The following is a 25,740-nucleotide window of genomic DNA, read 5'->3' as shown; positions in this document are numbered from 1 at the left end:
ACTGCTTTTTTTACGTTCAATTCAATTTACTTTTTTGAGTGCTTCTAAAACTTTAGAGAAGTATTCTATGTAATAGTCTAAAACATCTGGTATCTTGTTTTCAACAATATCTGATATTTCAATGTTATCCCGGTTACTCAGAGAATTTAGTAGCTCTCTAAGAGTATTAGCTATTTCTTCTCTATTTTTTGATAAATTAAGTTCTTCTTCCGATAGTTTTGTTATCTGCTGTGTGGAATTTCTCAAATTTTCCATAGCTGCTAATCCGTCGGAAAGGTCTGTGATTGCCTTCCAACCACTTTCGTTTCCAACTATTAAGCTACTAGCAACTTGTGGGAGTAAAACTTTAACGTTGTTTATGTATCCAAGTACATCGTTAAGAGTCTCTTTGAGGAATTCCACAGTATTTACAAACTCCATTTCTATTTTTATGTCTTCATCTATTTTAGCTCCTTTTAGCTCTTCTACAAATGAAATTGGTATATCTTTATCATTTATTTTCAAACTCTTCAAAACCATACCGCTTGGCAACATTTTACTTAAAAACGCGCCAAAATTTTCAAAGTCATTAGAATTATAGACTTTTTCTTCTCCGTTGATGATAGCTCTTATCATTACTTCTCACCTCTTAATTTAAAATATGCTCTCATAATCCCTACTATTGTTTTGACATCGGTTATCTCTCCATTAATACATTTCTGTACTGTCTCATCGAAATCCTTAATGTGTACCTTTAAAATTTCATCCTCATCAGGATCCATTGTAAAAGTGCCTTTGTAAAGTTTTCTTGCTAAGTATAAATGAATAACTTCATTAGAGAAGCCTGGTGTTGTGTGTATATATCCGAGGTACGTGTATTCTTGAGCTCTGTAGCCCGTTTCTTCTTCCAATTCTCTCTTTGCGCATTCCAACGGATTTTCTCCAGGCTTATCAAATTTCCCTGCGGGAATCTCTAAGAGCATCTGTTTTATTGGGTATCTGTATTGCTCAACTAGTATTATCTTTCCATCGTCAGTTACCGGTACAACTGCTACTGCGCCAGGATGTTGAACGTATTCCCTTGTTGTTACAACGCCATTTTCGAGTACAACTTCATCTTTTAAAACCCTTAGTAACATACCGTTAAATATCACCGAAGTAGTTATCGTCTTTTCCATAGATTTCCTTACCCCCTAATAAAAAATATTTTGGAAATTTTATTTTACAACGATAATTCTTTCTCCATTTGTTGTTATTATCTCGCCGGTTAAATCTGAGATTGCTATTGAAAGAATTGATTGCCTAAAATTTGAATATTCCATAATAAGTTTGAAATCATTATTCCATATTTTAATCGTATTGTCAGACCCAGCCGTTACTATATTATTTCTAAAAATCATAATTTTAAATACCGTAGAATTATGACACTTATGTGTTTTAATTACTTCTAAATCTCTATTTAAAACATAAACATTTCCATCCCATCCAGCTGTGTAGATATTTACTATTTTACCACTAAAGCTATCTATAGACCATAGTGTATCTTTAGATATTTTTTTCTTAACGATACCATTTGGGGAAACTTTTGCAACGTAACCTTCTAATGAAGATACATATATTTCATCTTTAGAATTTGACCAAATATCGGTTATAGAAAACCCTGTTTCGTAAATTTTCACTGGTTTGTAACTATTGATATCCCATACTATGACCCTTCCGTCCCACCCTCCGCTAATTAAATAATCACCAGTAATATATAAGCTCCAAACATAGCCTTTATGACCAGCTAATGTGTTTAATAATTTCCCACTTTTTAGGTCCCATACTTTTATCGTCCTATCACTTGAGGCAGAGAATATCTTATCTTTGTATTTTACGATTTTCTTCACACTATCTAAATGGTCATCCAAAATTTTAGTGATAACGTAATTGCCGTCTTTATCCTTCTCCCATATGGTGATTTTACCGTCCTCGTGACCGGATATAACTATTTCACCTGCAAATAGCGTGGAAATCTTACCAATTTGTGATGAGAACTGGCGAACCGGATTGTAATTTTGCATTTCTATAACTCTTCCATTTGATAAGCCAATGTATATTGAACTTTTACTAGCAACGATACTAACTATCTGTGATTCAAAATTTATTTCTTTGTTGTCAATTTTTAGGTTTTCACCTACTAAAACAAGTTTTGAATTTTCTAAAATGCCATCGTAAAGTGGGAGAACACTTGATTTGTAAGATTTAATATTGTCTTTATTTATTTCAGCAACAGTTCCATCAAGGTAAAGAGCAATTATTGAACTATTTTTATACATCAACTTGACTACAACACTTGGCAATTGGAATATTTCAGAAAGCTTTTTTGTTTTCAGATTGTATTCAAATATCTCGCCCGTATTTGTGCCAATAAATAACTTGTCTGAAATAGTTTTATCATAATCAAGAGCGGTTATCCATTTATTTTTCAACTCAAGGATTTTATCTAACTTACCAGCTGAATAGCTGTACAATATTTCATAACCGCCTATAATCAAATTATCGTTATACTGAATCATCGAGATACCGACGTTGTTTAGCTTAATTAACTGTGTGATTTTCCCGTTATTTAAAAGCGCTAACTCGCCGTTAGATGTTGTAACTGCGATATTTTGCTTGTAAACATAAATACTTCTTATTGGAGTACTGAACTGATAATTCCATATCTTCTTGCTTGTATTTCTCTCGTAGGATTCTAATAAACCATTCTCTCTTGCGACGTATAAATATTTTTCATCTAATGCTAATTTCATAGCGGAATAAAAGTGCCTTGAGGATTTTGAAATATACTTTCCTTCCGGTGTGTATGCGAAAATTTCGCCTTGACGGTTGGATAAGAAAAGAAGATTATCGAGGTAAGTGATTGAGGTTATTTCTGAAGGAGAAACGGAGAATTTTTTAATCTCTTTTAAGGTATTTAAATCAATTACCATAACGTCACCAAGCTGAGAAATGAATAGTTTATTATCTATTACGTGAATTGCGTATATATCATTCTCAAGTTTTTTCAGCAAACTTATTTTAAGATTTTTCAGTTCAACTTTGTACAGCTCTCCATTAGACGTTCCAATGAAGATATTATCATTAAATGAAATAAAAGATATTATCATACTTTTTAGTTCATACGTCTTAAGCAATTTAAAATTTTTAAAATCAACGATATTTAATCGGCCGTTCTCATCACCACTAATTAATTTATCGTTGATTACAGATACTTTCCTTACCCAACTATCGTGTATTTTCAAAATTTTCATTATTTTAAAATCTTTCCAAATAATTATACTGTTATCTGAACTACCTGATATCAAGTAATCTTTATAAAAAATTAGGCTAAAAATTGATGCACTGTGACCTGTGAGATTGTATAAAAGACTTCCAGAGATTTTATCAAATACCTTTATCGTATTGTCCGGCTTATACCCTCCAACCGCTATGTATTTATCATTAACAGCGACGCACCGAGCCCAAGAATCATGGGTGGAAAAACTTTGAATAATTCGCAATTTTTCATCCCAAACTTTCAACATTCCATCCGCGCCAACTGAATATATATTCTTACCATCTGAAACAATCTCCCAAATGGTATCTTTGTGCCCGTAAAGTACGTAATCAATGCTGAAGATTAGACTTTGAATTGATAATAGAATGATTAAAAGAGTAATTATCATTTTGGTTGATTCCATACTATCACCTTCTAAAAAAATATTATAGCACCAAGTTAAATTATATTTATTGTAAAAAGGAATGTTGATTCACTAGCCAAAAAGGATATAATTGAGAAGAACAGCCATATATACAAAATAATCTAAAAGGAGATTTTCAGGTATGAACGCAAATAGTGCAGCTAAACAGGTTGAAGTTAATAAAAAAATTTGGGCAAAATACTCACCGTTTCTGTATTTTCTTTTATTTGCATTGTTCGTTGTGAACATATTTTGGCTCAACAAGTACATTATTTTAGCTGACGCATTGGTAATTTATGTGTTTTATGATTACTTCAGAAAGAAAAGGGTAGTTGAGGAAATTGAAATATCTGTAGATGCCCGTGGTAGAGTATTTGCAAACGAAGAGTTTTACATTAAGTTCAAAATAAAATCACCATATTATGTAAAACTTACCTTAACTCCACCATTGATTATAAACAAGGAGCCGAAATTTATAGAACTATTTCCGAATAAAGAGGAAGAAGTAATTTACTCATCTAAACTTGGCACAAGGGGAACGAAAAAATTAGGAGCTTATTCCATAAAGATAAGCGGTTTTGGTAATTTATTTGCATTGATTAGAAACGAATTTATAGATTCTGACATAAAGGTGCTTCCTAGTATGGAAGAAGTCAACGTTTTTCTGGAAAGAATACTTGAGGCCATACCTGTGTTAAAGAGTAATTACAAACTATCTGAAGATGTGTCTTACATAAAAGACTTAAGGGATTACAACAATGAACCTTTAAACAAAATCCATTGGAAAAACTCCGCTAAATACGATAAGCTTATAGTTAAAGATTACGAATACGCAGGAACGGCAAATTTATACATATTACTCGATCTAAACCTTCCCGGTGCGATATATTCGAAAAATGCTTGGCTTTACATACGCAAAAAATACGAAGAGGACGCCATAAAAGCTACAACAGGTTTGATACATTACTTCTCAACAAAACACGAAAAAATTAATTTGCTTTTATCCGATAAGAAAGGTTTTAGAAAAATAATAGAGAAAGATTACGTAATTTACTTCGATTATCTTTCCGATGCGGAAGGAACAATAGAAAATGAGAAAGACACAACGGATTTTGTAGCTGAGTTACTAACGACAGTTCAGCCCGTTGATACGGTGATAATCATAAGTATGTTTTTGACCAAGGAAGAAGTAAAAAAGATAATAGAACTTAGAGGGAGATGTGGAAGAGTTATAGTACTTGTGATGCCTTACGGATATCGAGACGAGAAAACCAAAAAATTTAAATCGTATTATGACGTACCGATAGAAATCAGAGAACTTTATAAATACGCGAAAGTTCTGAGAGACGAGAATGTGATAGTAGAGATATGGCACGAGAATGTAAGTTTGAATGAAGGTTTAATCAATATCCAAGAAGAATGGTGAAGAAATATAAAATACAAAAAGCAAGGAGTGGTCTTTATTTCCGTAATTTTAAAAAACTTAATAAACACCATAATAGTTTTACTCTCTGTCTTACCTGTTGAAAATCTAAAATTCACACCGCATTTAGTTTTTGTATTAAGTGCTTTTGTCATATCTACTCTTGTAAGGGAAGAAATAATCTCTCTCATAATACTTGGTTTTGGGTTACTTTACTCATTCACATTTACTAATGTTGGTATAGTTTTATTACTTGCATCTATTCTTATTTACATTATGAAAAAAAGAAATAGCAACGAGTTGATAAACCTCACATTTTACTTTATGACTATTGCTATTTTCAACAACATGATTACTCCGTTTATGGCTTTTGCATTCGTTCTATTTAACTTAAACAAATTTGGTGAATATATAAATACTAAAAAAAGGTTTGTTTTATTAACTTTATTGGCTATTTTACTATTATTACCCCTTCCACAACTTGGATTAAAGATAGAAAATTTATCTAAAAGTTTTCAAGTAAGTAAATCTGTCGAATACAACCAAAAAACTTCCATAAGTACTGAAAATCAAGCTAATATAGAAGAAAATAAAACACTTAGAACTCAAGAAAATAAAGTTAATCAACAAAAAGCTCTAAGCAATTTTGATATTACAATTCAAGACAAACTTTCAAAAATGTCAAAAGCGTTAGCGATAATATTCTCTGGTTTACTAGCTTTGTACACAATTTTTCTTACATTCAAAGCTGACAAGAAAGATAGACCAAAAATCTGGACTGCATTTTTTATCACAAATATTATTTTGATATTATCTTTCGCTGTATTAAACGCTCTATTTACCGAAATGAGCAAGAATGTGCTGCCCATTTCTATAAACCAATATCAAGAAAAATCTTATAATAGTGAATCAAGTAATTCACTGAAAGAAGTATTTAAAGAAAGAAATAACGTGGAAAATCCAAGCGCATCGAATAGACTTAAAGAATCATTCAAAAATCCAAACGTGATATTAACTTTATCCATTATAGGATATTCAATAGTTGGTTTTTCAATGTTTATCGCTATATGGTATACGACTAAGAAATTCTTCAAAGCTATGATGGAAAAAGTCCAAGAAAATGAGGAAAATAATACAATAAGCGAAGCAACTGTTTATACTACGAATTACTCTTACGATGAGATACTCAAACTAAACGATAATGAATTTGTAGAACACAGTTATTTGTACGTAAGAAAGACTTTTTATCCAGAATACGATTATCTGACACCTTATGAACTGTATGAAATGCTCTTACAAAGGTCAGAGGCTCTAAGCGATGAGTTAAGAAAGATAACAAATGCGTACGTTAATCTCAAATACGCATTGAGAAAGACTTTTTCTTTAGATGAATTAGCTGAATTGAAAAATATATTCATAAAAATTTGTCAAAAAGCTAATTTTGAAAATTGAAAGATTTTGGGGGACTAAGATGAAAGGAAGCTACATTTTAGTTTTAGAGCTTTCCGAAGATAGGAAAATTTACAAGTGGGATTTAAAAAGAGGTTTGTATGTCTATGTAGGTTCAGCTATGAATAATATGGAAAAAAGGATACAAAGGCATCTTTCATCTAAAAAGAAGTTTCATTGGCATATTGATTATCTTTTAGAACATGCAACCGTGAAATATATTTTTATGATTTCATCGAACAAAAAAATTGAAGAAGAAATATCAAAACAATTTTCAAAAGAATTTTCTGGACCAAAAGGATTTGGTAGCACTGATTTAGATGTAGAAACAAACTTATACTACATAGACGATTTTGAAAAATTTATGAGATTGGTTTCAGAATATTTGAATTCTATATTACATTAATAACCTATAATAACCTATCAAAGAAGTAAATGATATGAATTATAAAAACTAAAAAACTGAGGCTCTTATCTTTATTAAAGCCTCAGTTTTTTAATTAGATATCAGATATTAGAGCTTATCTAAAAATTCCAAAATTTTTTCCAAAATTATACTTTGCTGTTCTTCCTTCGTTATTTTCGAAGGATTATCCTTTTTTTGAAAGCCGTAATATCCAAAATTTGAGTGATTCCCACCAAGAATCATAAAGTACTTTGTGTCTTTTGGAAGCAATTCTTTGTATTTTTCAATTTTTTCAACAGTGGCAAGCCCATCGAGTTCTCCAAATAATGATAAAACTTTAATATTTGAGTTGGACAGATTATTCTGCTTTGCTGGATAGGCTCCAAGCAAAATCAATCCAGTTACTTTATCTGGATTATCGTATGCGAATTTTGCGGCCATAGCACCGCCTAATGAATGACCAGCAAGAACCACTTTCTTCAAATTGTATTCTTTTACAATTTCACCCGCGATGTTTGGTTTTAATACAGCAAGGTTTAATGGCATTTTGGCTAAAAATACCCTGTAGCCATTTTCAGAAATTTTATAGCATAATGGCGAATAAGCTTCTGGATACACAAAACCCCCGGGATAGAAAATAATGTCTATCTTCGTTTTGTCTGTTGAACTTACTGGAGAAAATACGATAAATTCTCTTTCAATTTTTACGCTAACTTTTTCACTTGAAACTAAGTAATTTTTGACAATTTCTTCTGGTTTATAATTCAAATAATTAAACAACCATACGAACAAAACAACTAAAATTGCTAATAAAATTAAAGCACTAAATAATCTTTTTGTTCTTTTTTCTTTCATGCTTTTCATCTCCTGATATTGATAATACAGATATATCAAGCGTTCTCATTTTCAACAACAGGGACTTTTTTAAGAATAGATTCTATTATTTCTTCCTTTGTTTCTCTCAAGATTTTTGATTCGGTTGTCTGGATGATTCTATGTGTTAGTACATACGGTACGATTTCCTTAACATCATCCGGTAAGACAAAGTCTCTTTGATTCAAATAAGCCCATGCCATACTCATGTGCATTAATGAAATGCTTGCTCTTGGGCTTGCTCCATACTTTAATGATTCATGGTTTCGAGTTGCTTCGATGATATCTACTATGTACCTTTTCACATCCTCACTTATTTTTACTTGCCTTACATTTTTCTTCTCTTGACTGAACTCTTCAGGAGTTCCAACTGGCCTCAAGTCTTCTATCGGATGTTTTATCTTTTGAGTAGTCAGTATCTCCATTTCGCTTTCCTTATCTGGATAACCAAGTGAAACTCTCGCCATAAACCTATCAAGTTGTGCTTCTGGGAGTGGGAATGTCCCTTCATATTCAATAGGGTTTTGTGTTGCGATAACAAAGAAATTACTGGAAAGTTTGTGAGTGATACCATCCACTGTAACTTGTCCTTCCGCCATCGCTTCAAGGAGAGCAGATTGTGTTCGTGGAGTTGCACGGTTGATTTCATCAGCCAATAGAATATCAGTAAATATCGGTCCAGGTCTAAATTTGAATGCATCTTCTTTCCTGTCGTAAATGGACAACCCTGTTAAATCAGTTGGAAGCAAATCAGGTGTAAATTGAATTCTTTTAAAATCAAGTCCCAATGATATGGCTATCGCGCGTGCCAAAATAGTTTTCCCAACTCCTGGCACATCTTCTAAAAGCACATGACCACCTGCATACATCGCAGCAAGGACTATTTTTATTTTTTTGTCTTTTCCCTTGATAACTTTCTTAACGTTTTCTACAATATTTTCATGCAACAAAATTATCCCTCCAAATAATTTTTTCATCTGTTCTTTGTTTTATCCCTTATAAAGTTTTCTATTGACCTATCCCACGTGCGCTCTCCTTCCTTTGAAAAGAAACAACCTGGAATCTCACCTAAACTTCTATGGTAAGCAACACACTCACAGCACTTTCCTCTCTTATCGCACGAAGTATATGTACATGTACAATTTTGCAAGTTTTTCTGCACGTTTGGACAAGATACCATAAACCATACCTCCCCTTAAATTTTTCAAATTTTTAAGCTCTTCACTTATAGATTATAACCTACAAAATGAAAAAATCCAAGAATAACTAATTGGATTTTGATATTGACTGAAAATTACCATTAAATAGAAAAAAATAAAAAATAAAAAAGAATACATCTTATAATCAATATTGGAATTAAAACATTTTAAAGTTTATAATCAAAACAACAATTTCAATAAATTAGGGGGAGAGCATCCATGAAAAGAAGTAAAGATTTTGAAGTTCGAAGATTGTACAGATTATTAGGCGAATTAGTACCATATTCTATGATTGAAAATTTTAATTTTAGTGGTTGGATCTATGAGGGAAAAAATATTGATTTACCATTCGCTTGGAATTACAATGGGATTAATCATGTGGTTTTCTCAAATAAGTTCAGTATTTTAAGAAAAAATGATTTCGAAGATGTTTATATCCAAGCATGGTTTGGTGGAGAGAGTTTAGTTTTAATTGACGAAGAACCCTACGGAGAAATTAACGCATACCATAAAGAATTGAATATAACACCATTCTGCGATGGTGAAGAACACAAGATAGAAGTTCAAACAGTTGCGCGCGGGCTTTTTGGGACACGTGAAGAAAGTGTTTTTAAGTATTCAAGGATAGTTGTTTACGACAATGAAATTCGAAAGGTTATATTTTTCGTAAAAAATGTCATTGATACCATAAAAGAAACAAATAATGAATCACTTGCGAATGCTCTTGTAAATTTAGCAGATGAATTTCTTTCCAAATTGAATATCCCGCACGCAACGGAAAATTATATAAAGACTGTTAAAAGTGATCCAGCGATTGTTGAGCAGGTAAGTTCAGTTTGGTCACCTGCTGAATTTCCGTATTTTGAAAGCGTCTATGATAAAAAAGTAAAAGAAAACATTTTAAATGGTTTTGAAATTTTCAGAGAAAAACTGAAATCACTAAGGAATTTATTTCCAAAGTTTGGTAAGGCTTATGTAGCTGGACATGCACATATAGACTATGCGTGGCTTTGGCCTGTTCACGAAACAAAAAGGAAGATAGTCAGAACATTTGCAAATGCTGTTCAATTGGCAAAAAAGTATAAAAACTTTGTTTATATTCAATCTTCTGCGCAAATGTACGAAGATTTAAAAAGTCTCTATCCAGAACTTTTTGAGCAGATAAGGAATTTAGTAAAGAATGGTCAATGGGAACCTGTTGGCGGTATGTGGGTTGAGTCTGATTGTAATGTACCTGGCGTGGAATCTTTAATCAGGCAGTTTTATTACGGTCAGAAGTTCTTTGAAAAAGAGTTTGGAAAAATAAGCAAAGTGGCGTGGTTACCCGATGTATTTGGTTTTTCTTGGTTTTTACCACAGATACTTAAACAAACGGGAATAGATTATTTTGTAACCACAAAACTAAATTGGAATGAAGCAAATGACTTTCCTTATGATATATGCAAGTGGAGAGGTATAGATGGCTCTGAGGTTATTTATTACAACTTTAAAAATTTTGAAGAAGGTTACAACGGTAGAATTAGTGCAAAATCGTTGATTAATACATTTTCTAATTTCAGGCAAAAAGAACTTACCGACAAGTTTTTCATTTCCTTTGGATACGGTGATGGTGGCGGTGGCCCTTCGGAAGAAATGTGCGAAAGTTATAATCCGTTAAATGAGATACCAGGAGTGCCTGAAGTTGAATATTCAACCACAGAAAGATTTTTCAGCGATTTGATGCAAGATTTGGCAAATGCTAAATTGCCAATTTGGGATGGGGAGCTTTATCTTGAACTCCATAGAGGGACTCTGACTTCCCAAAGTAGGACAAAAATACTTCACAAAATCGCAGAAGATGAGCTAAGAACAACCGAAATTTTGAACGCGTTGTTTTTGGGGGATAAACAAGCGCAAATCGACGAGCTCTGGAAGGTGTTACTAAGGAACGAATTCCATGATATACTTCCAGGTTCTTCCATTAAAGAAGTTTACGAAGATACAGAAAAAGAGCTTAATTATGTTATAGAGCAATGTGATGTGATTCAAAAATCATTTTTCGACGGTAATGATGAAATTATTACTATTTTCAATCCATCTTCTTTTAAGCAACGCATTTCATTTGAATACAACAACTTTATAAAAACAAACGATTGCGATAAATCTTTAAAAACAATCAAAACGTACCGTGGAAATTATCTTTGCGTAAGTGAAAATGAACTAAAACCTTTCGAAATATTGTCGTTTAAAGTTCAAAGAGAAAAATCAGAATTCCATAACACTCAGAAATTCGTTGATGATTATACAATAGAGAATGGTTTATTACTTGTACACATTTATCGTGATGGAAGTATAAATATATTCAATAAAGTTTTAAAGAAGTGGGCGTTTAATGAAAAAGGGAATGTCTTAGTAACAGCGAAAGATATACCAGCCTATTGGGAAAATTGGGATATAGATTACAGAACGAGGAACCATTATATTGTTCTTAAAGCTGAAAAAATAAAGATTGTTGAAGATAATGAGATAAGAAAAGTGGTGGAAATATTCTACGATTACGAGGGAAGTAGAATTTGGCAATACTTGATTCTTGAAAATGAATCCGATGAGTTAAAGGTTGAAACCAAAATCGATTGGCACCACAGAAGAAGTATACTTAAAGTCCTCTTCCCAACAAATGTTTTATCAAGGTATGCCAAATACGATATAGATGGTGGGTACATTCAAAGACCAACGCATGATAATACCAACTTTGAACAAGCGCGTTTTGAAGTGCTCGGTCACAGATGGATTGATGTTTCACAGTACGACCATGGTGTATGCATTATAAACAATGGAAAATACGGACATATTGTGAAAGGTTCAACAATAGAAATGACTTTAGTTAAGGCAGGTATATATCCTGATTTCTTTGCTGACGAAGGAGAACAAAGTTTTATTTATTTAATATACCTACATGGTTTTGAGGATGTAAAAGAATTCTACGCAAGAGCTGATAAATTGAATAAGAAAATAAAGGCCTTCAACGGTAAACCATTAACAAAAGGTTGGAATTTAAATATTTCATCTGATTCATTGCGTGTGTTGTCTTTAAGAAAAGTTGATGAAAAGATATACTTAAGGATTTTAGAGACCGTTGGGAGCAGTGGAACAGCAACGATAAAGTTAGAAGGAATCAATTTTAAAGAAGTGAAATTCGTAGATATTTTAGAGAATAAAATTTCTGAAGTTGAATTCAAAGAAGGCAAAATAGAATTGACTTATAAACCTTTTAAAATTTACACCATTGAATTTGTACTGTGAAATTCGATAAAACTACTGATTAAAAAAGCTGATGAGAATTTTCTCATCAGCCTTTTTACTTTTTTATCGTTAGCTTGCAACTAATAATTCCAAGTTTTCAATATATTCAATTCGTTGTCTAATTGTACAAATTTTGCGTCTTTACCTTCAGCTATTCTGCCACAATCCAAACCTAAATCTTTACAAGCATTGTAAGAAGTCACTTTAGCGAGTTCTTGCAATGTGCATTTTGTGAATTTTTGGAAATTCTTTAATGCTTGTGAGAATCTTAAAGTGCTTCCAGCAATCGTTCCATTGCTCAATCTCGCAATACCATCAACAACCTTTACAGGTAAATCACCAAGTAGATAATCTCCATCTTTTAAACCTGTGGCTGATATACTATCTGTAACCAAGATTATTTTATCTGCACCTTTGATTTTGTAGACTAAATCCACGAATTCTGGAGCGGAATGTATACCATCAGCTATAATCTCAACTATAAAATCAAAGTAAAAACCCGCACCTACCATATTCAAGTCTCTGTGATGCATTGGGCTCAGTGCGTTTGGAAAATGGGTTATTCTTTTATAGCCTTTCTCGTATGCCATTTTAGCTGTCTCGAAGTTGGCATTTGAATGACCAAGTGAAATCCTTATCCCCTTTTCATTGCAACTATCAGCAAAATACAAAAAATTTTCTTTCTCAGGTGCTATTGTAATTATTCCAATTTTTTCTATCGGAATGTATTTTTCCAATTCACTGATGTTTTTCGGTGGATTGATTATATATTTTTCGTTATGTGCGCCTTTACGCTCTTCAGAGATGAAAGGTCCTTCAATGTGAAGCTTTAACCCATCTGGTAAATTATTACTTATATCATTTAATTTTTCCAAAGTACAAGTGACCGTCGTTGGAAAAAATAAGAAAACTCCTTCGAGTGCTTCGTATTCCTTAAACTTTTGAAAATCATTCGAAGAAGATGCTATTGTATCTATTCCCATTATTCCATGGATGTGTGGATCAACAAAGGCGGGCATAATTATAGAGTTGTAATGTGTTTTGTTTGAACGAACTATCTTTTCCACTTTTTTGTCAAACTCTATAGTACCAACGTATTCACCATCGACTGGATCAACGATGAGAACGTCTTCTAGAAGCATTTAATCACCTCGCAACACAACTGATTTAACAAGATCTTTAGTACACTTGCGCTTTTTATTTTGGTAAACCGAAAGATGTCAGATAAAAATTCTCTAGAAGATAATTTTACATACTTGTTTTCTCGTAGTTAGTATGGAAATGGATATTTAATCTAGATAGTTTATTAAATTATACTATAAACGAACTTATTCTATATAAAACACTCCCTCAGTGGTTTCGACATACCACCTCGGGAGTGTTTTTCTTTGTTTTTTTAGATAATATCAAAATAATGAGTTTAGTTCCGAATAAATTTCATCAGTTATCAAATTCTTTACTTCAACAGCCTTTATATTTTCTTTAAGTTGGTCTAATGAACTTACACCGAGTATAACGCTACTTACGTGTGGATTCCTCAAGCACCATGCAATTGAAAGTTGAGCCATTGTTACGCCTAAACCTTCCGCGATTTCTTTTATTCTTTTTAATTTTTGAAGTGTTTCTTCTTGGAATATACCTCTTTCTTCCATTGTTTTCCTTAACCATGGCCATCTATCTAACCTAGAACCTTCTGGAATGCCTTCGAGGTATTTACCACTTAACACACCTGAAGCAAGTGGACTCCAAATTGTTGTTCCGATACCATATTTTTCGTATATTGGAGCGTATTCTTCTTCAACACGTTTTTTAAATATTAAATTGTACTGTGGTTGTTCGACTACAGGTGGCATCGCGTTCATTTTTTCCGCAACTTTGCAAGCTTGCTCAATTTCTTCCGCACTCCATTCGCTCGTTCCCCAATAAAATGCAAGTCCACTTTTTAGTATTTGGTCCATTGTATAGACTACTTCTTCCATGGGGACTTCTGGGTCTGGTCTGTGACAGTAAAGTATATCTACATAATCAAGTTGCAATCTCTTCAATGAATTCCATGTACCTTCGAGCAAGTGTTTTCTCGAAAGCCCTTTCTGGTTTGGACCATCTCCACCCCAGAAGATTTTTGTTGAAATTACCAAGTCTTCTCTTCTGTATTCTTTAAGCACCATGCCAAGCATTGCTTCTGCTATACCGTTTGCATAAGCTTCAGCGGTATCGATAAAATTAATACCATTTTCTACTGCGTATCGGACAACTTGTTTTGTTGAATTTAAGTCGAGTTGATTGCCAAATGTAAGCCATGAACCAAGCGATACTTCGCTGATTTTTAAGCCCCATTTACCTACTTTTCTGTATTCCATAAAGCCCACCTCCTTCGTTTTGGTTCGTACTGCGAATTATTATACCACAAAACAAAAGGGAGTGCAATTGTCTAATTTAATTTTACGCACTCCCTTTTATAAAATAAAAACTCTTATTGTTCTTTTGTCAATTGTTCAAGAAGTTTTTGCTCAATTACTCTGTTTGGACCGAATTCATCTATTTGGAGATACCACATGAATGTTTCTACTATTGCCTGTAATGGTACCATACCTATTATTTCGCTTCCAACTACTGGTACACCGTATCTTTCTGCCTCTCTTTTGATTGTTTCGAATACTCTAAATATAGGAGATTTTTTGTAGTTAGTGAGGTTCATCGATACTTGAACTATTCCTTTTTCTTTGAGTTCTACTCCCATTGCTTTTACGTATCGATAACCACCACTAATGTGCCTTACTGCTTTTGCTATTTTGTCTGCAATCTCTATGTTGTTTGTCCCCAAATTGACGTTGAAAGCTATAAGGAATTCGCGAGCGCCAACTGCTGTGACACCTGCTGTTTCATGTACTTTATCTGGACCAAAATCTGGTTTCCACTTTGGGTCTTTTATTTTTTCGAAAAATCCTTCAAATTCACCTTTTCTTATTTCAGACAAGTTTTCCCTCTCAGGAGAAGTTGCGCTTCTTTCGTAAAGGTATACTGGTATGTTTAATTCTCTTCCGATTCTTTCGCCAAGTTTTTTTGACCATTCAACACATTCTTCCATCTTTGTGCCGACTAGTGGAACCAATGGTATAACGTCTGTTGCTCCCATTCTTGGATGTTCACCTTTATGGTATCTTAGATCGATTAGTTCTGATGCTTTTTTTGTCATATCAAATAAAGCTTCTAAAATTTCTTCAGGTTCCCCAACCAATGTAACAACTGACCTGTTATGATCTCTGTCCATCGACCAATCTAATACGCGCACTTTTTTATATTTATTTGCTTCCTCAATAATTTGTCTGACGATTTCTTCTCGTCTACCTTCGCTAAAATTTGGAACGCTCTCGATAAGTTTCATTTTAGCCCCTCCCATTTTAGAATGTTAGCAAATTATTTCTCTACTTTCCTTTTTATCATATACCATAGGTACAGGTCAAATTTGCCTATATGTTCCCCAAAGAGTTCTGCTACTTTTTTTAGCCGTTCTTCGTATTCTAGATATCTTTTTTTCGTCCATCCTTTTGGAAGCTCGTCTATTAACCCGTATTGTTTCATTATTCTTAGTACATGTTTGTCTAAAATGGCATAATTTGGGAAAGCGATATTTCTTAAAAAATGTGAACTTTCTTTCCACCCAAGACCTTTTATGTTATCAACAAAAAATTCTCTGGGGTCATCTTGCGATATGATTTCTCTTATTTTGCCAATTATCCATCTGTTTGAAACTATGTATTTTGCTCTTGCTTCTGGGTAACGATGTCCGACCTCTTTGAGTTTTTTGTAAAGTTCTTCTTCTGAAAGATAAGCAAAACCATTTCCTATTATTTTTTGAGCTTTTATACCACCTTGTGCACTCCAGTTTGCTGTGAGGATACAAAAACTTAACTCTGAAAATAAATCTTCTTCCGTACCATTCTTTCTTAAATTCTCAAATTCTTCCCATCTTGCTTCAACAGCAGGCTTTGCTTCTTCTCGTATTTCGTTTAATTTTTCTATAAACTCTTTTATTTTTTCCATATAACAGGGTTCTCCTTTATTTTCTGATTTTTAGAATGTCTTTCCAAATGTAAAGTAGAAATTCAGGTTAGTCGAAGGAATTGGAATTCCCCATCCTACTCTTATAAGTCCAAACATAGGTACAGTAAGTCCAAATTCTATACCAGCTGAACTGACAAGTTTATCTAACCTATACTCACTATCTACAAATCCTAAGTCGTAGAAGAGTGAGATATAGAACATTTGCTCAGGAGCCTTAAATCTAATTTCATTGTTGTTCAAGCCAATGACAGGACCTTTATCCGTTGATTTGACACCTCTTACTTGGTTAATACCTGCAAGCTCATAAGTTATAGGTTCACCAGAAATTTGGAATACCTGTCCTGCAACTAAGCGTGTAGCAAACGAAGCAGAAGAACTAATTGGAATGTGCAATGTTAATTCGGATAAATAACTAAGTGCGTCAGAACCATTTTCAGATAGTGGGAAATATTTTGTACCATAGATTGAGAACGAATAACCTTTCATAGGTACGTAAAGGTTATCAAGAGTTTCGTACAGATAATTTCCAGAAAGTGCTAATGTTTTTGTATTTGTAGATTCAGAAGTATCAGTTGCTGATATTGTTACGTCGTTATAACTTGTTCCTATTCCAAATTGTCCAAGTGGAGTTTTAAGTGTGTTCACATTTACTGAGTAAGATAATTTTGATTCATTTCCATCGTTGGATGGATAATTTTTGTAAGTTAATGAGTTGCTGAAGATAATTGGCAATTCGAACGGTTTTCTTATCCCAGCGCTTAACGAAAGATCAGTTGTTGAAAGAGCTTTTTGTAATGAGACAGAGAAGTTTTCACCGTATCCAAATGGATTTGTTGTTGAGATAGAAAGTAGAGCGGCGATTCCGTCCCACCACGGTTTGTCTTTCACAGGTCCCCATGTAACCCCTCCGTTGAAATCAAACTTTTTGTCTTTTTCTGTCAGTTTTATAACGACATCAACCTTAGTGTTATCATTTTCAACAGGTTCTATACCTATATCAGCGTTTTTGAAGAAATTTAATTTTGTAAGTTCGATATAGGTATTTTGAAGTTCTGCGCGATTTAGAAAACTACCAGGTTTTATGCTTATGACATCGTCAAAAACATAATTTTTTGTTACGTCGTTTCCTGAAATTTTTACTTGTCCAACTTTGATTTCTGTTATCTTTATGTTAAGATATCCCTCTTCATCCATTCCTAAATTAAGATCAATAAAATAACCTTTACTATCGTATGTATTTTTTACTTGTTGAACTTTTGAAAGTATCTGGAAGTTTGTGTACGTTCCTTCAGTGGTATCACCTATTAACTCTTTTTGTGTGAAGAGTGTATTACCAACTGTTCTAATTCCTTTTATTTTTAAAGGTTGTTGTGTAATTGTGTTATCTGTAACTGTTATTAAAAGGGTTTTTGCTGGGAATTTGGATTGTGATTCTTCTACCGATAAATCTACAACTTTCACATATACGTATTTGGAGAGTGTTTGAAAAATTGTTTGAAGTACTTGCTGAGAAGGTACGTAATCTTTTTCGGAATCAAAAATTCTCTCAAACCAATTTTTCTTTTCATAATCTGCGTACTTTTTGAATGATACACTTTTAACTACATCTTTAAATGCATTTTTAAATTCTTCATCATTGCTTACAACGTTAAATTCAATGTTGTACAGTACGTATTCTTTTATTGAGAAGGTAACTTCATTGTCTTCTGAAATCGTGCCACTAACGTAAACAAAGCCAAAATCTTTATTTTGGCTTCTTGGAGTGGCAACCAAATATCCTTTGCTAGAGTATAAATCCGCTATTTTGTTTATGCTTTCCCAGAAATTTGAAAAGCTAAGCGGTTTTCCTTCCTTTAGTGTCACTTCTTTTTTTATTGTTTCAATGTCAATTATTCCAGGACCTTTAATATCGTAATTTACCTTTTTTACAGGTGGGTATTCCACTACATTTATATTCAATATTTTTTTGTTTTCGTCATTTTCTACGTTGTTTAGTTTGTATTGAATTTCTTCAAAATATCCCGTTTCATCGATAGAGCTTATTATATCGTTTATAGCATTTTCATTCACATTTTTTCCAATATAGTCTTTATAGTAACTTTCAAGGTCTTGTTTGGTAACGTTGTTCAATCCTTCAAACTTTACATCTACGAGTACGAAAGAAAATGACAGAATCGAAATAACAAAAAGTAAAATCACTGAAAAAATGCTTTTTCTAATCATCTTTAGTCCCTCCTAAATATAAATGATTATGTTTTTATTGAATTTTCTAATTCTTCTATTAGTTCTTTTAGAACCATCATTTTTTGCGGAGAATCTATTTCTCCAAGATAAGTTTTAATGGATTCACTGGTTACAACATAGCATTCTTCGTTTAAACATCTTTCTATTTCCCAATTTACAGAACTGTTTAAAAGTAATGTAAAAAAAGTACCAATTAAATCTCCAACAGGTTGGCAGTCTATGTTTGATTTGTAAAAAAGTGCCTCAACTTTTGTACCTTTGCCTATTTCTGAGTTAATTTTCGTATATCCGCCTGTTAATTCAGTTGCTTGTTTCAAAAATGGTAAACCAAGCCCAACCCTTCTTATCTCTTTTTTTCGAGTTGTAACGAATGGGTCAAATATTTTCTCAAGTATTTCTGGTCTTATCCCGCCAGCATCATCTTCTACAGAAAAATAAAATTTGTCATCTGTTTCTTTTATTGTTATTTTTACATTTTTTGCTTTTGCATTTATAGAGTTTTCAGCAATGTCGTGTATGTGGTCAGATATCGTAATCAATCCCAAATGGTCTTAAACCTCCTTTCTAAAATCATATCTATAACTTCTTGCGAATTTTTTGGTTTGTCCTCCATAAAGATTTTCCTTACGCCTACTTCATCTGGCAAATGTGCATCGGATGATGTGAGTGCGATATAACCATTTTTCTTCAGTTCCTCATAAGTTTCACGCTTTTTAACCTCAACCACGTTAGTCCCTTCCGGTAATAAACCAAGTTGATAAATAGCCCCAAATTTCCTATCAACATGTGCGAAAACTGGCAAACCGTGATTGGATAGTATTATTTCAATTGCGTCTTCTATAGTTAGATTAGTAGGGAAGCCAAGGTACTCATCGATTGTATTTACAAATTCTTCGTTTTCGTTTATAACTATTTGATATCCGAATTTTTCTGGGTCGTATGGAAATTTCGGAAGATTTTCTTCAACAATTTTTGAAACTTTTAAACAATGTTCTAATTCTGGAAAATAACCTAATATGTGTACATCCTCGACTGTGTGTATCTCTATTCCGGGAACAACTATTTTGTCTTTACATAAACTAATAAAAACCGCTACGTTTCGAGCGGAATTATGGTCAGTTATTGATATTACATCCAACTGTTTCTCACAAATTACGGAGGGGAGCATACTTATATCCCCGCACGGTGAAAGACAAGAATGAATATGTAAATCGGCTTTATATAATTTACCATTTGATACCAAGTTCGTATATTCTCCCTGCGGTTATATATGAATTTTCCTTCGATACAAATAAATTTATGTTTTCTTCTTTTGCTTTATGAATAGTTTCGTCAGGAAATTCAAGATCTTCACAGAGAACTATGGCTTTGATACCTGTAAGTGACGCGACAGCGATAATATTCACATGGCTTTGTACAGTTAACCATATTGAATTTTGTTGGGCGGATCTCATAACAATGCTAAGTAAATCGCCAACGTAACCATGTTCAATTTCATAATCGTTGCAAAAATAAACGGTTTTTAAACCCAATGCATTTGCAATTTCAGAAATTTTCACACCCTATCCCTCCAAGATGTTTTTATTTGTTCTTGTTTTTATATTTAAACAGTTGTATTGAGTAACATCCCCACAAGTAATTCAGGTATTTTCATTCCAAACATAAGGGCATTCATAGCCATTGTAAGCATAAGTATTTGTTGTTGTAATTTTTCGGCTTCCAAAGGATCGTTTGTTGTTGAGAGCTTCCTGTATAACTCATCTATTTTTTGTTCTATCTTTGACTTTTTTAAATCGCTTTCAAAATCAATTGTATCAAATTGGTTATTTTGTTGTTCAGGTTTACCGTTTACTTGATTTTTTTCACCAGGGATGTACATTAATACTCTTGTTTTCCCTGCAACGGCAGCGAGGAATGAACCTCTCTTTTGCATATCGAGAAATATTCCCCCGGCTATTATAAAGCCGCCTTTTTCCATTGCTTGCTTTTTGAAATCCATATAATTGGCGAGTTCTTGACCAAGTACCCTGAGAACGCTTTTACTTGCAGGTGCACCTGAAGGTATTCCAGGTTCACCTGGATCAAGTTTGTAACCTAATGTTGGATTTACTATAACAGGCCCTTGCGAATTGTTAATACTAATGGTACTTGCCATAAACACCGCTCCTAACCCATATTTGTGGACAAGTTGGAGCTGAAATTGATTTTTTATTTAAATCTTTGCAAGTATCTTTAAAGCTTCTTTTATTATTTTCGAAACGTTGCTTATATTCGGACTTTCTTTGAGAACCTTGGAAACAGCATTTCTTGCTTGCGTTTTTGAGTAACCTAAAGATACAAGAGCTTCTATTGCTTCAAGCATCTCTTCATTTACTTCAACAACCTCGAATTCATCTTTTAGTTCTGTAATCATTCTTTCGGCTGTTTTTCTACCTATTCCTGGAATAGATGAAAGTTTTTCGACATCTCCAGTTGCGATTGCGTTTGATAAAAAATCAACAGTTGTTGATGAAAGAATTTTGATTGCTGTTTTTGGACCGAGTTTTGAAACTTTTATCAATTTTTCGAAAGTTTCTTTCTTTACTTTTGAATCAAATCCGTATATTGTCATATCTTCTTGAGACACGATAAGTTTTGTGTAAACTAAAATTTTATCCCCTTCGTTAAATTCGGAAAAACTTTCCGCATCTGTTATTATTCCGAATACTACTCCGTTAATTGAAACAAGTATTTTACCTTCGCTTCTACCTTTATATATGCCTTCTATTATTTCAATCATCGTTATCACCAACTGATGAATTAGCCAAATCTTCGTTTATTTTTAGTATTTCCTTTGTGTTTTTCCAAATTATATCATATATATCTATGTCAAGACCAAAAATTTCGTTTAACTGCTCGAAGACGTAATATACATAAATAGGTTCATTTCTCTTTCCACGATACTGTTGTGGAGGTAAGTAAGGACAATCTGTTTCTGTAACGACATTTTCCACACCTATTATTTTGACTACGTTTCTAAGTAAATCGTTCTTTGGATATGTTATTGGTCCACCGATTCCTATTTTAAAACCAAGTTTTACAAACTTTTTAGCCCAATTCTCATCTCCGCTGAACGCGTGAACAATTCCTCCATTTTCTGCACCTATGAGTTTTATTATTTCGTAGACATCTTCGTAAGCGTCTCTGATATGCAAAATTACAGGTTTACCAAGTTTATTTGCAAGCATTAACTGTTCTGCGAAGACTCTTTTTTGAGTATCTATAGGTGAGAAATTTCTAAAATAATCTAACCCAATTTCACCTATCGCTAAAACTTTCTTGTTTTTGAGTGCTAAATTTTCTAAGATTTCAATATAATCATTTGGAACATTTCCAGAATCGTGCGGATGTATTCCAAGAGCTAAAAATACGTTTGGCAAAATATTTGCTATCTTAATTGTGTCATTCAAGTCTTCAATACTTGTTGAGACGTTTAGTACGAATTTCATTTGTGTTACTCTTTTAAAGACATCATCTCTATCCTTTTCAAAGTGTTTCATATGCAAGTGTGCGTGAGTATCTATAAGATTTTGAAGTTTCTGATTTTCCGTTTTCATCTGTACATACCCTCCCTTTTATGTTATAATTATACCAGATTTTTGATTAAATTTGAACTTAATATATTTCGTATATGATGCTGTTAACTAGTAGTGATGATGGAAGCTAAAGCTGTAATCATCTCATTTTCGTTCTCATATAACTTGCATAGGTTCCTTACTACACAAAAACCATTTACATAGTACCGTATGTTGCTAAATTTCTTGAAGCTCCTTTTCGCTCTAACAAACATCTTAAATAACGAAAATTTCGATTCACATTCGTTGTTTTTACCTAGTCTTACTTCTCTGTGCTCAACATTATCAAAATTTAGTTTCACTGCTATCTCGTACGCTTTTAGTCCATCGGTTATTAACTCTATTTGTGTGTTTTGTTTTCTTTGACTAAAGTATTTATCTAACAATATCTTAACTTGTGACATATCACGATATCTTGATACATGCCAAGCTACTATTAAATTCGTACCATGCTCAACTAATAGCCACACATAGTACTTTTTGTCTCGAAATACAATAACTGTTTCATCACCGTGAACTTTAAATACATTCTCAAACTCAAAAAGCGAAATAACAGAAGATAACTTGATAATCCATTTGTAAATAGCGACATGAGAGACATTGATATTCAAGCAAGCTTTAATAGCACGAAGAGAAAGGTTGTATTTGAAGTACAAGATGAAAGCTTTGAGAATGATATAGATAGGGAAACGGAAGAATTTGAAAGGATGAAAGTTGAAAGGCACAGGCTGAGGAAGAGAAAGTGGAACAGAAGTTTTGAAGTTGCACTTTCTGCATCTGAAACGAACGAAATAACGGCGGATTTTGTAAATTTCCATGACATGGTTACAATGAACACAACGAGGGTAAGGGAAAGAGAAGAGTTTGTGTTTTTTGGTGAAAGAAAGTTTAAAGTAACGCTTGCAGTCTTTGCAAAAGAAGATTTGGTTTTTGAACTTATCATGACCGTTTTTGATGAAGTTAGAAGAGCCACAATGAGGGCATTTGAGTTGGATATTAGTCATGTCGGGATACCTCCTTATTGAGAGTATATTGGGGGGTGTCCCCTATTTAAGAAGATAATATGATTTTTGAAATTTATCAATACCTTTGGTTAACAAAATCTCGTATATTTTGGGGGGTGTTGGTTTGAGTAATAAGATAGGAAAACTCACGGTAATAGTTGGGCCAATGTATTCTGGAAAAACTACAGAACTTCTTAACTATGCTGAGATATATGAGCTTGGTCGGAAAAAAATACTTATACTTAAACCACAAATTGATACAAGGTACAGTAAAGATGATGTTGTAACACATAAATTTTTTAAAATGCCGGCACGAGCAATTAAAGATGTTCAAGAGATGGAAGAATATTATAAATCTTTAAATGAAAAGCCAGATGCAATTTTTATAGATGAAGTACATTTTTTTGATTCTTCACTTACAAAATTAGTAAAAGAAATAACTAAAGATGGCGTAGATGTTTACTGTGCGGGCTTGGATATGAATTATCTTTGGGATCCTTTTGAAACTACTGCAATGCTTATGGCTGTTGCTGACGAAGTTATTAAAAAAAGGGCCGTGTGCGAAGTTTGTGGGGAGTATAAAGGGACTTTGTCTTATAAGAAAAAGTCAAATGGTGGGATATTTGATGTTGGTGGTAAAGAAAAATACATTGCTGTATGTAAAGAATGTTATGAAGAATTAAAAAGTAAAGAGGAGGGAAAATTAATATGAGTAAGAAATTTATCACACTGTTTATGTTCGTACTTTTCGCTCTTTCAACATTTGTTTTAGCGTCGCAAATTATTATACTCCACACATCTAACATTTATGGAAATGTTTTGCCATATGATTATTTCAGCAATATGTATCAGCCAAAAGGTTTAGCTATTCTTAAGACATATGTTGACAATTTAAGAAGTTCAAATCCAGACACTATTTTAATAGATACAGGTAATTTGCTCTATGGTTCACCATTTGGTGATTATTCCAGTTTGCAAGAAGATAATCCTGTTATAAACGCTTTTAATCTTCTTAATTACGATGCATTTGTTCCGGGGACATTTGAGGTGAACTATTCTCCCGAAAGGCTTATAGGTGTTTTTAAAAATTTGAAAACAAGTGTTTTGGCTGCTAACTTGGCTAATGTATTTCCAAGTAACGTTGTAAGCTTCAAAGTGAAAACTATGAGTAACGGATTCAAGGTTGCAATGATCGGTGTTGTTGTTCCCTACGATTCACAAAAGTATGTTGATTATATAGAAAGTGTTAGGAATACGCTGAATACAGCAAAGAAAATGAATCCAGATTTGATTATTCTTGCAACAAGTGGTGGTATAACAAATGATCCAATCACTGGAAAACAAATAGCAATTAGAAGTGAGTTAAATATAGGTGATGAACTTGTAAGAGAATTTTCGAAAGATGTTGACATATTCTTGTTTGGTAATCAGGATTTCGTATATACAGGTTCAAAATCGAACAAGATATATTCTGTAACTGGCAGTGAAGCTAAGGGAGTTAATAAGATTACATTAAATGTAGAAAAAGATAAATCTTTTAAGATAAAAAGCGTAAAGATAGAAAGAGTTTTACTTTCAAATGTGGAACCATCTGAAATTGTCTTAAATCAAGTAAAAAAATTTGAAGGTGATTTTAATAAGTGGTTAGACGAAGTAATTGCGCAATCTAACATCTCTGTTGGATTTAACAAATACATGGCAATGTTAGATGATAATTTTGTAACAGAATTCGTTAATAAGTTGATAATTAATTACACAAATTCAAACCTAGGAATATGGAATGTATTTAATGCCAATTGTCCAGGTATACCACAAGGTGAAATTACAAGAAGAGATTTGTATTCACTTGTTGGAAAAACGACATCTGTAAAACTAGTTAAAATGACAGGCGCAGATATAAAGAATTACATTTTGACTTCAGCAAAACTTTTGAAATATAACGGTGTAAGAATTTTGTTTGATGAAAGTTTGACTAATAAACCTTGGCTTTATGATTTGTTTGAAAACATAAACTACAGCGTCGTTTTGAACGAGAATAAAATAAGAAGCATAAAATACCTGGGCAGAGATTTAGATGACAATTCAGAAGTAATTGTATCAGTACCATCTGTAAGAACATACGGTACCAATCCAATTTTAAGAGGAGAGGTAATTGAAGATTTTGAAATTCCTGTTCAGCAGATTATATTTGAGAATTTAAAAGGCAGAGTTATAGATGGTGCAATGGACTCGAATTACTCTGTTTACGTGAAACTTGAGTATGAAGTGAAACCTGGGGATACATTTAACCAAATCTTACAAAGACTTGCCGTGACAGATTCTGAGTTACTTGAGTTAAATCCAATAATAAAGAATATCAATCTAATAAGACCAGGTTGGAAACTTGTTTATTACAAGAAATACCTAAACTTAATACCACCAATCAGAGAATTCTTTGAAGTAAAATAAACTAAACCAAACAAAAAGGTGGCTTTTTTGAA

The 25,740-nt window shown here is 32.9% G+C and carries 24 protein-coding genes; 6 read left to right on the top strand and 18 right to left on the bottom strand.

Features of this window, described 5'->3' with window-relative positions; translation table 11 throughout:
* Positions 1 to 21: 21 nt before the first annotated feature.
* From FNOD_RS04245 to FNOD_RS04235, 3 genes are read right to left on the bottom strand one after another with little or no spacing between them, the layout of a single operon-like run.
* Positions 22 to 615 carry a hypothetical protein gene (locus FNOD_RS04245; protein WP_011993989.1) on the bottom strand — a complete coding sequence of 198 codons (594 nt, stop codon included), beginning with the start codon at positions 613 to 615 and terminating at the stop codon, positions 22 to 24.
* Positions 615 to 1,157, bottom strand: a complete 543-nt coding sequence (locus FNOD_RS04240) for an NUDIX domain-containing protein (RefSeq protein ID WP_011993988.1) — start codon at positions 1,155 to 1,157, stop codon at positions 615 to 617. Before FNOD_RS04240 ends, FNOD_RS04245 begins: the two co-directional genes overlap by 1 nt.
* A 39-nt stretch (positions 1,158 to 1,196) precedes the next feature.
* On the bottom strand, positions 1,197 to 3,701 hold the full coding sequence (locus FNOD_RS04235) for a WD40 repeat domain-containing protein (RefSeq protein WP_011993987.1): 2,505 nt from the start codon (positions 3,699 to 3,701) through the stop codon (positions 1,197 to 1,199).
* A 142-nt stretch (positions 3,702 to 3,843) separates the two neighbouring features.
* Between FNOD_RS04235 and FNOD_RS04230 the strand changes: the two genes are divergently transcribed.
* Genes FNOD_RS04230 through FNOD_RS04220 form a run of 3 tightly spaced genes read left to right on the top strand, consistent with a single transcriptional unit; the run spans position 3,844 to position 6,979 of the window.
* Complete coding sequence (locus FNOD_RS04230) at positions 3,844 to 5,127, top strand: DUF58 domain-containing protein (RefSeq protein WP_011993986.1); 1,284 nt, start codon at positions 3,844 to 3,846, stop codon at positions 5,125 to 5,127.
* Positions 5,128 to 5,154: 27 nt separating this feature from the next.
* Positions 5,155 to 6,576: a hypothetical protein gene (locus tag FNOD_RS04225; RefSeq protein ID WP_011993985.1), complete on the top strand. Its 1,422-nt coding sequence runs from the start codon at positions 5,155 to 5,157 to the stop codon at positions 6,574 to 6,576.
* Positions 6,577 to 6,595: 19 nt separating this feature from the next.
* Positions 6,596 to 6,979: a GIY-YIG nuclease family protein gene (locus FNOD_RS04220; RefSeq protein WP_011993984.1), complete on the top strand. Its 384-nt coding sequence runs from the start codon at positions 6,596 to 6,598 to the stop codon at positions 6,977 to 6,979.
* 108 nt (positions 6,980 to 7,087) lie between these two features.
* Here the strand turns inward: FNOD_RS04220 and FNOD_RS04215 are convergent, their stop codons facing one another.
* The 3 genes from FNOD_RS04215 to FNOD_RS04205 are packed head-to-tail and all read right to left on the bottom strand — an operon-like array spanning position 7,088 to position 9,032.
* The gene (locus FNOD_RS04215) at positions 7,088 to 7,834 is read right to left on the bottom strand and encodes an alpha/beta fold hydrolase (RefSeq protein WP_011993983.1); all 747 of its coding nucleotides are present in this window, start codon (positions 7,832 to 7,834) and stop codon (positions 7,088 to 7,090) included.
* Between the two features lie 35 nt (positions 7,835 to 7,869).
* The gene (locus FNOD_RS04210) at positions 7,870 to 8,799 is read right to left on the bottom strand and encodes an AAA family ATPase (protein ID WP_041257127.1); all 930 of its coding nucleotides are present in this window, start codon (positions 8,797 to 8,799) and stop codon (positions 7,870 to 7,872) included.
* Positions 8,800 to 8,825: 26 nt separating this feature from the next.
* Complete coding sequence (locus FNOD_RS04205; RefSeq protein ID WP_011993981.1) at positions 8,826 to 9,032, bottom strand: DUF6485 family protein; 207 nt, start codon at positions 9,030 to 9,032, stop codon at positions 8,826 to 8,828.
* Positions 9,033 to 9,270: 238 nt separating this feature from the next.
* On the opposite strand from FNOD_RS04205, the gene FNOD_RS04200 reads away from it, so the two are divergent.
* Positions 9,271 to 12,333 carry an alpha-mannosidase gene (locus tag FNOD_RS04200; protein ID WP_011993980.1) on the top strand — a complete coding sequence of 1,021 codons (3,063 nt, stop codon included), beginning with the start codon at positions 9,271 to 9,273 and terminating at the stop codon, positions 12,331 to 12,333.
* Between the two features lie 80 nt (positions 12,334 to 12,413).
* Here the strand turns inward: FNOD_RS04200 and nagA are convergent, their stop codons facing one another.
* The 12 genes from nagA to FNOD_RS09685 all read right to left on the bottom strand — a co-directional run bounded on the left by nagA (position 12,414) and on the right by FNOD_RS09685 (position 23,260).
* Positions 12,414 to 13,475, bottom strand: coding sequence for an N-acetylglucosamine-6-phosphate deacetylase (gene nagA / locus FNOD_RS04195; protein WP_011993979.1), 1,062 nt, complete (start codon positions 13,473 to 13,475; stop codon positions 12,414 to 12,416).
* A 264-nt stretch (positions 13,476 to 13,739) separates the two neighbouring features.
* Positions 13,740 to 14,693, bottom strand: a complete 954-nt coding sequence (locus FNOD_RS04190; RefSeq protein ID WP_011993978.1) for an aldo/keto reductase — start codon at positions 14,691 to 14,693, stop codon at positions 13,740 to 13,742.
* A 113-nt stretch (positions 14,694 to 14,806) separates the two neighbouring features.
* On the bottom strand, positions 14,807 to 15,718 hold the full coding sequence (gene ftcD, locus FNOD_RS04185; protein ID WP_011993977.1) for a glutamate formimidoyltransferase: 912 nt from the start codon (positions 15,716 to 15,718) through the stop codon (positions 14,807 to 14,809).
* Between the two features lie 32 nt (positions 15,719 to 15,750).
* Complete coding sequence (locus tag FNOD_RS04180; protein ID WP_011993976.1) at positions 15,751 to 16,377, bottom strand: N-glycosylase/DNA lyase; 627 nt, start codon at positions 16,375 to 16,377, stop codon at positions 15,751 to 15,753.
* A 30-nt stretch (positions 16,378 to 16,407) separates the two neighbouring features.
* The gene (locus FNOD_RS04175) at positions 16,408 to 18,621 is read right to left on the bottom strand and encodes a BamA/OMP85 family outer membrane protein (RefSeq protein ID WP_011993975.1); all 2,214 of its coding nucleotides are present in this window, start codon (positions 18,619 to 18,621) and stop codon (positions 16,408 to 16,410) included.
* Between the two features lie 26 nt (positions 18,622 to 18,647).
* Positions 18,648 to 19,187, bottom strand: a complete 540-nt coding sequence (locus tag FNOD_RS04170) for an ATP-binding protein (protein WP_011993974.1) — start codon at positions 19,185 to 19,187, stop codon at positions 18,648 to 18,650.
* Positions 19,178 to 19,810 (bottom strand): PHP-associated domain-containing protein, encoded by a 633-nt coding sequence (locus tag FNOD_RS04165; RefSeq protein WP_011993973.1) that lies wholly within the window; start codon positions 19,808 to 19,810, stop codon positions 19,178 to 19,180. The genes FNOD_RS04170 and FNOD_RS04165 overlap by 10 nt, the downstream gene beginning before the upstream one ends.
* A 58-nt stretch (positions 19,811 to 19,868) precedes the next feature.
* Positions 19,869 to 20,201, bottom strand: a complete 333-nt coding sequence (locus FNOD_RS04160; RefSeq protein ID WP_011993972.1) for a hypothetical protein — start codon at positions 20,199 to 20,201, stop codon at positions 19,869 to 19,871.
* Between the two features lie 44 nt (positions 20,202 to 20,245).
* The gene (locus tag FNOD_RS04155; RefSeq protein WP_011993971.1) at positions 20,246 to 20,797 is read right to left on the bottom strand and encodes a hypothetical protein; all 552 of its coding nucleotides are present in this window, start codon (positions 20,795 to 20,797) and stop codon (positions 20,246 to 20,248) included.
* A 57-nt stretch (positions 20,798 to 20,854) separates the two neighbouring features.
* Positions 20,855 to 21,421, bottom strand: coding sequence for a Holliday junction branch migration protein RuvA (gene ruvA / locus FNOD_RS04150; RefSeq protein WP_011993970.1), 567 nt, complete (start codon positions 21,419 to 21,421; stop codon positions 20,855 to 20,857).
* Complete coding sequence (locus FNOD_RS04145; protein ID WP_011993969.1) at positions 21,414 to 22,238, bottom strand: TatD family hydrolase; 825 nt, start codon at positions 22,236 to 22,238, stop codon at positions 21,414 to 21,416. The genes ruvA and FNOD_RS04145 overlap by 8 nt, the downstream gene beginning before the upstream one ends.
* 83 nt (positions 22,239 to 22,321) lie before the next feature.
* The gene (locus tag FNOD_RS09685) at positions 22,322 to 23,260 is read right to left on the bottom strand and encodes a DDE-type integrase/transposase/recombinase (protein ID WP_011993737.1); all 939 of its coding nucleotides are present in this window, start codon (positions 23,258 to 23,260) and stop codon (positions 22,322 to 22,324) included.
* Positions 23,261 to 23,384: 124 nt separating this feature from the next.
* Between FNOD_RS09685 and FNOD_RS04135 the strand changes: the two genes are divergently transcribed.
* On the top strand, positions 23,385 to 23,972 hold the full coding sequence (locus tag FNOD_RS04135; RefSeq protein WP_011993968.1) for a thymidine kinase: 588 nt from the start codon (positions 23,385 to 23,387) through the stop codon (positions 23,970 to 23,972).
* Positions 23,969 to 25,708: a 5'-nucleotidase C-terminal domain-containing protein gene (locus FNOD_RS04130; protein WP_011993967.1), complete on the top strand. Its 1,740-nt coding sequence runs from the start codon at positions 23,969 to 23,971 to the stop codon at positions 25,706 to 25,708. The genes FNOD_RS04135 and FNOD_RS04130 overlap by 4 nt, the downstream gene beginning before the upstream one ends.
* The last annotated feature ends 32 nt before the right edge of the window (positions 25,709 to 25,740 follow it).

The organism is Fervidobacterium nodosum Rt17-B1 (assembly GCF_000017545.1).
GTDB classification, from domain to species: Bacteria; Thermotogota; Thermotogae; order Thermotogales; family Fervidobacteriaceae; genus Fervidobacterium; species Fervidobacterium nodosum.
The sequence above is the reverse complement of the archived record's forward strand: the minus strand, read 5'-3'. Positions and strand labels throughout refer to the sequence as shown.

What these genes read in the sequence shown, in the direction of transcription:
- FNOD_RS09685 (WP_011993737.1), bottom strand. Translation starts at nt 23,260, where the DNA reads ATGACTAATATCCAACTCAAATGCCCTCATTGTGGCTCTTCTAACTTC.
- FNOD_RS04145 (WP_011993969.1), bottom strand. Translation starts at nt 22,238, where the DNA reads ATGAAAACGGAAAATCAGAAACTTCAAAATCTTATAGATACTCACGCA.
- FNOD_RS04240 (WP_011993988.1), bottom strand. Translation starts at nt 1,157, where the DNA reads ATGGAAAAGACGATAACTACTTCGGTGATATTTAACGGTATGTTACTA.
- FNOD_RS04165 (WP_011993973.1), bottom strand. Translation starts at nt 19,810, where the DNA reads ATGCTCCCCTCCGTAATTTGTGAGAAACAGTTGGATGTAATATCAATA.
- ftcD (WP_011993977.1), bottom strand. Translation starts at nt 15,718, where the DNA reads ATGAAACTTATCGAGAGCGTTCCAAATTTTAGCGAAGGTAGACGAGAA.
- FNOD_RS04235 (WP_011993987.1), bottom strand. Translation starts at nt 3,701, where the DNA reads ATGGAATCAACCAAAATGATAATTACTCTTTTAATCATTCTATTATCA.
- FNOD_RS04200 (WP_011993980.1), top strand. Translation starts at nt 9,271, where the DNA reads ATGAAAAGAAGTAAAGATTTTGAAGTTCGAAGATTGTACAGATTATTA.
- FNOD_RS04175 (WP_011993975.1), bottom strand. Translation starts at nt 18,621, where the DNA reads ATGATTAGAAAAAGCATTTTTTCAGTGATTTTACTTTTTGTTATTTCG.
- FNOD_RS04155 (WP_011993971.1), bottom strand. Translation starts at nt 20,797, where the DNA reads ATGGCAAGTACCATTAGTATTAACAATTCGCAAGGGCCTGTTATAGTA.
- FNOD_RS04245 (WP_011993989.1), bottom strand. Translation starts at nt 615, where the DNA reads ATGATAAGAGCTATCATCAACGGAGAAGAAAAAGTCTATAATTCTAAT.
- FNOD_RS04205 (WP_011993981.1), bottom strand. Translation starts at nt 9,032, where the DNA reads ATGGTATCTTGTCCAAACGTGCAGAAAAACTTGCAAAATTGTACATGT.
- ruvA (WP_011993970.1), bottom strand. Translation starts at nt 21,421, where the DNA reads ATGATTGAAATAATAGAAGGCATATATAAAGGTAGAAGCGAAGGTAAA.
- FNOD_RS04230 (WP_011993986.1), top strand. Translation starts at nt 3,844, where the DNA reads ATGAACGCAAATAGTGCAGCTAAACAGGTTGAAGTTAATAAAAAAATT.
- FNOD_RS04215 (WP_011993983.1), bottom strand. Translation starts at nt 7,834, where the DNA reads ATGAAAGAAAAAAGAACAAAAAGATTATTTAGTGCTTTAATTTTATTA.
- FNOD_RS04130 (WP_011993967.1), top strand. Translation starts at nt 23,969, where the DNA reads ATGAGTAAGAAATTTATCACACTGTTTATGTTCGTACTTTTCGCTCTT.
- FNOD_RS04190 (WP_011993978.1), bottom strand. Translation starts at nt 14,693, where the DNA reads ATGGAATACAGAAAAGTAGGTAAATGGGGCTTAAAAATCAGCGAAGTA.
- nagA (WP_011993979.1), bottom strand. Translation starts at nt 13,475, where the DNA reads ATGCTTCTAGAAGACGTTCTCATCGTTGATCCAGTCGATGGTGAATAC.
- FNOD_RS04220 (WP_011993984.1), top strand. Translation starts at nt 6,596, where the DNA reads ATGAAAGGAAGCTACATTTTAGTTTTAGAGCTTTCCGAAGATAGGAAA.
- FNOD_RS04180 (WP_011993976.1), bottom strand. Translation starts at nt 16,377, where the DNA reads ATGGAAAAAATAAAAGAGTTTATAGAAAAATTAAACGAAATACGAGAA.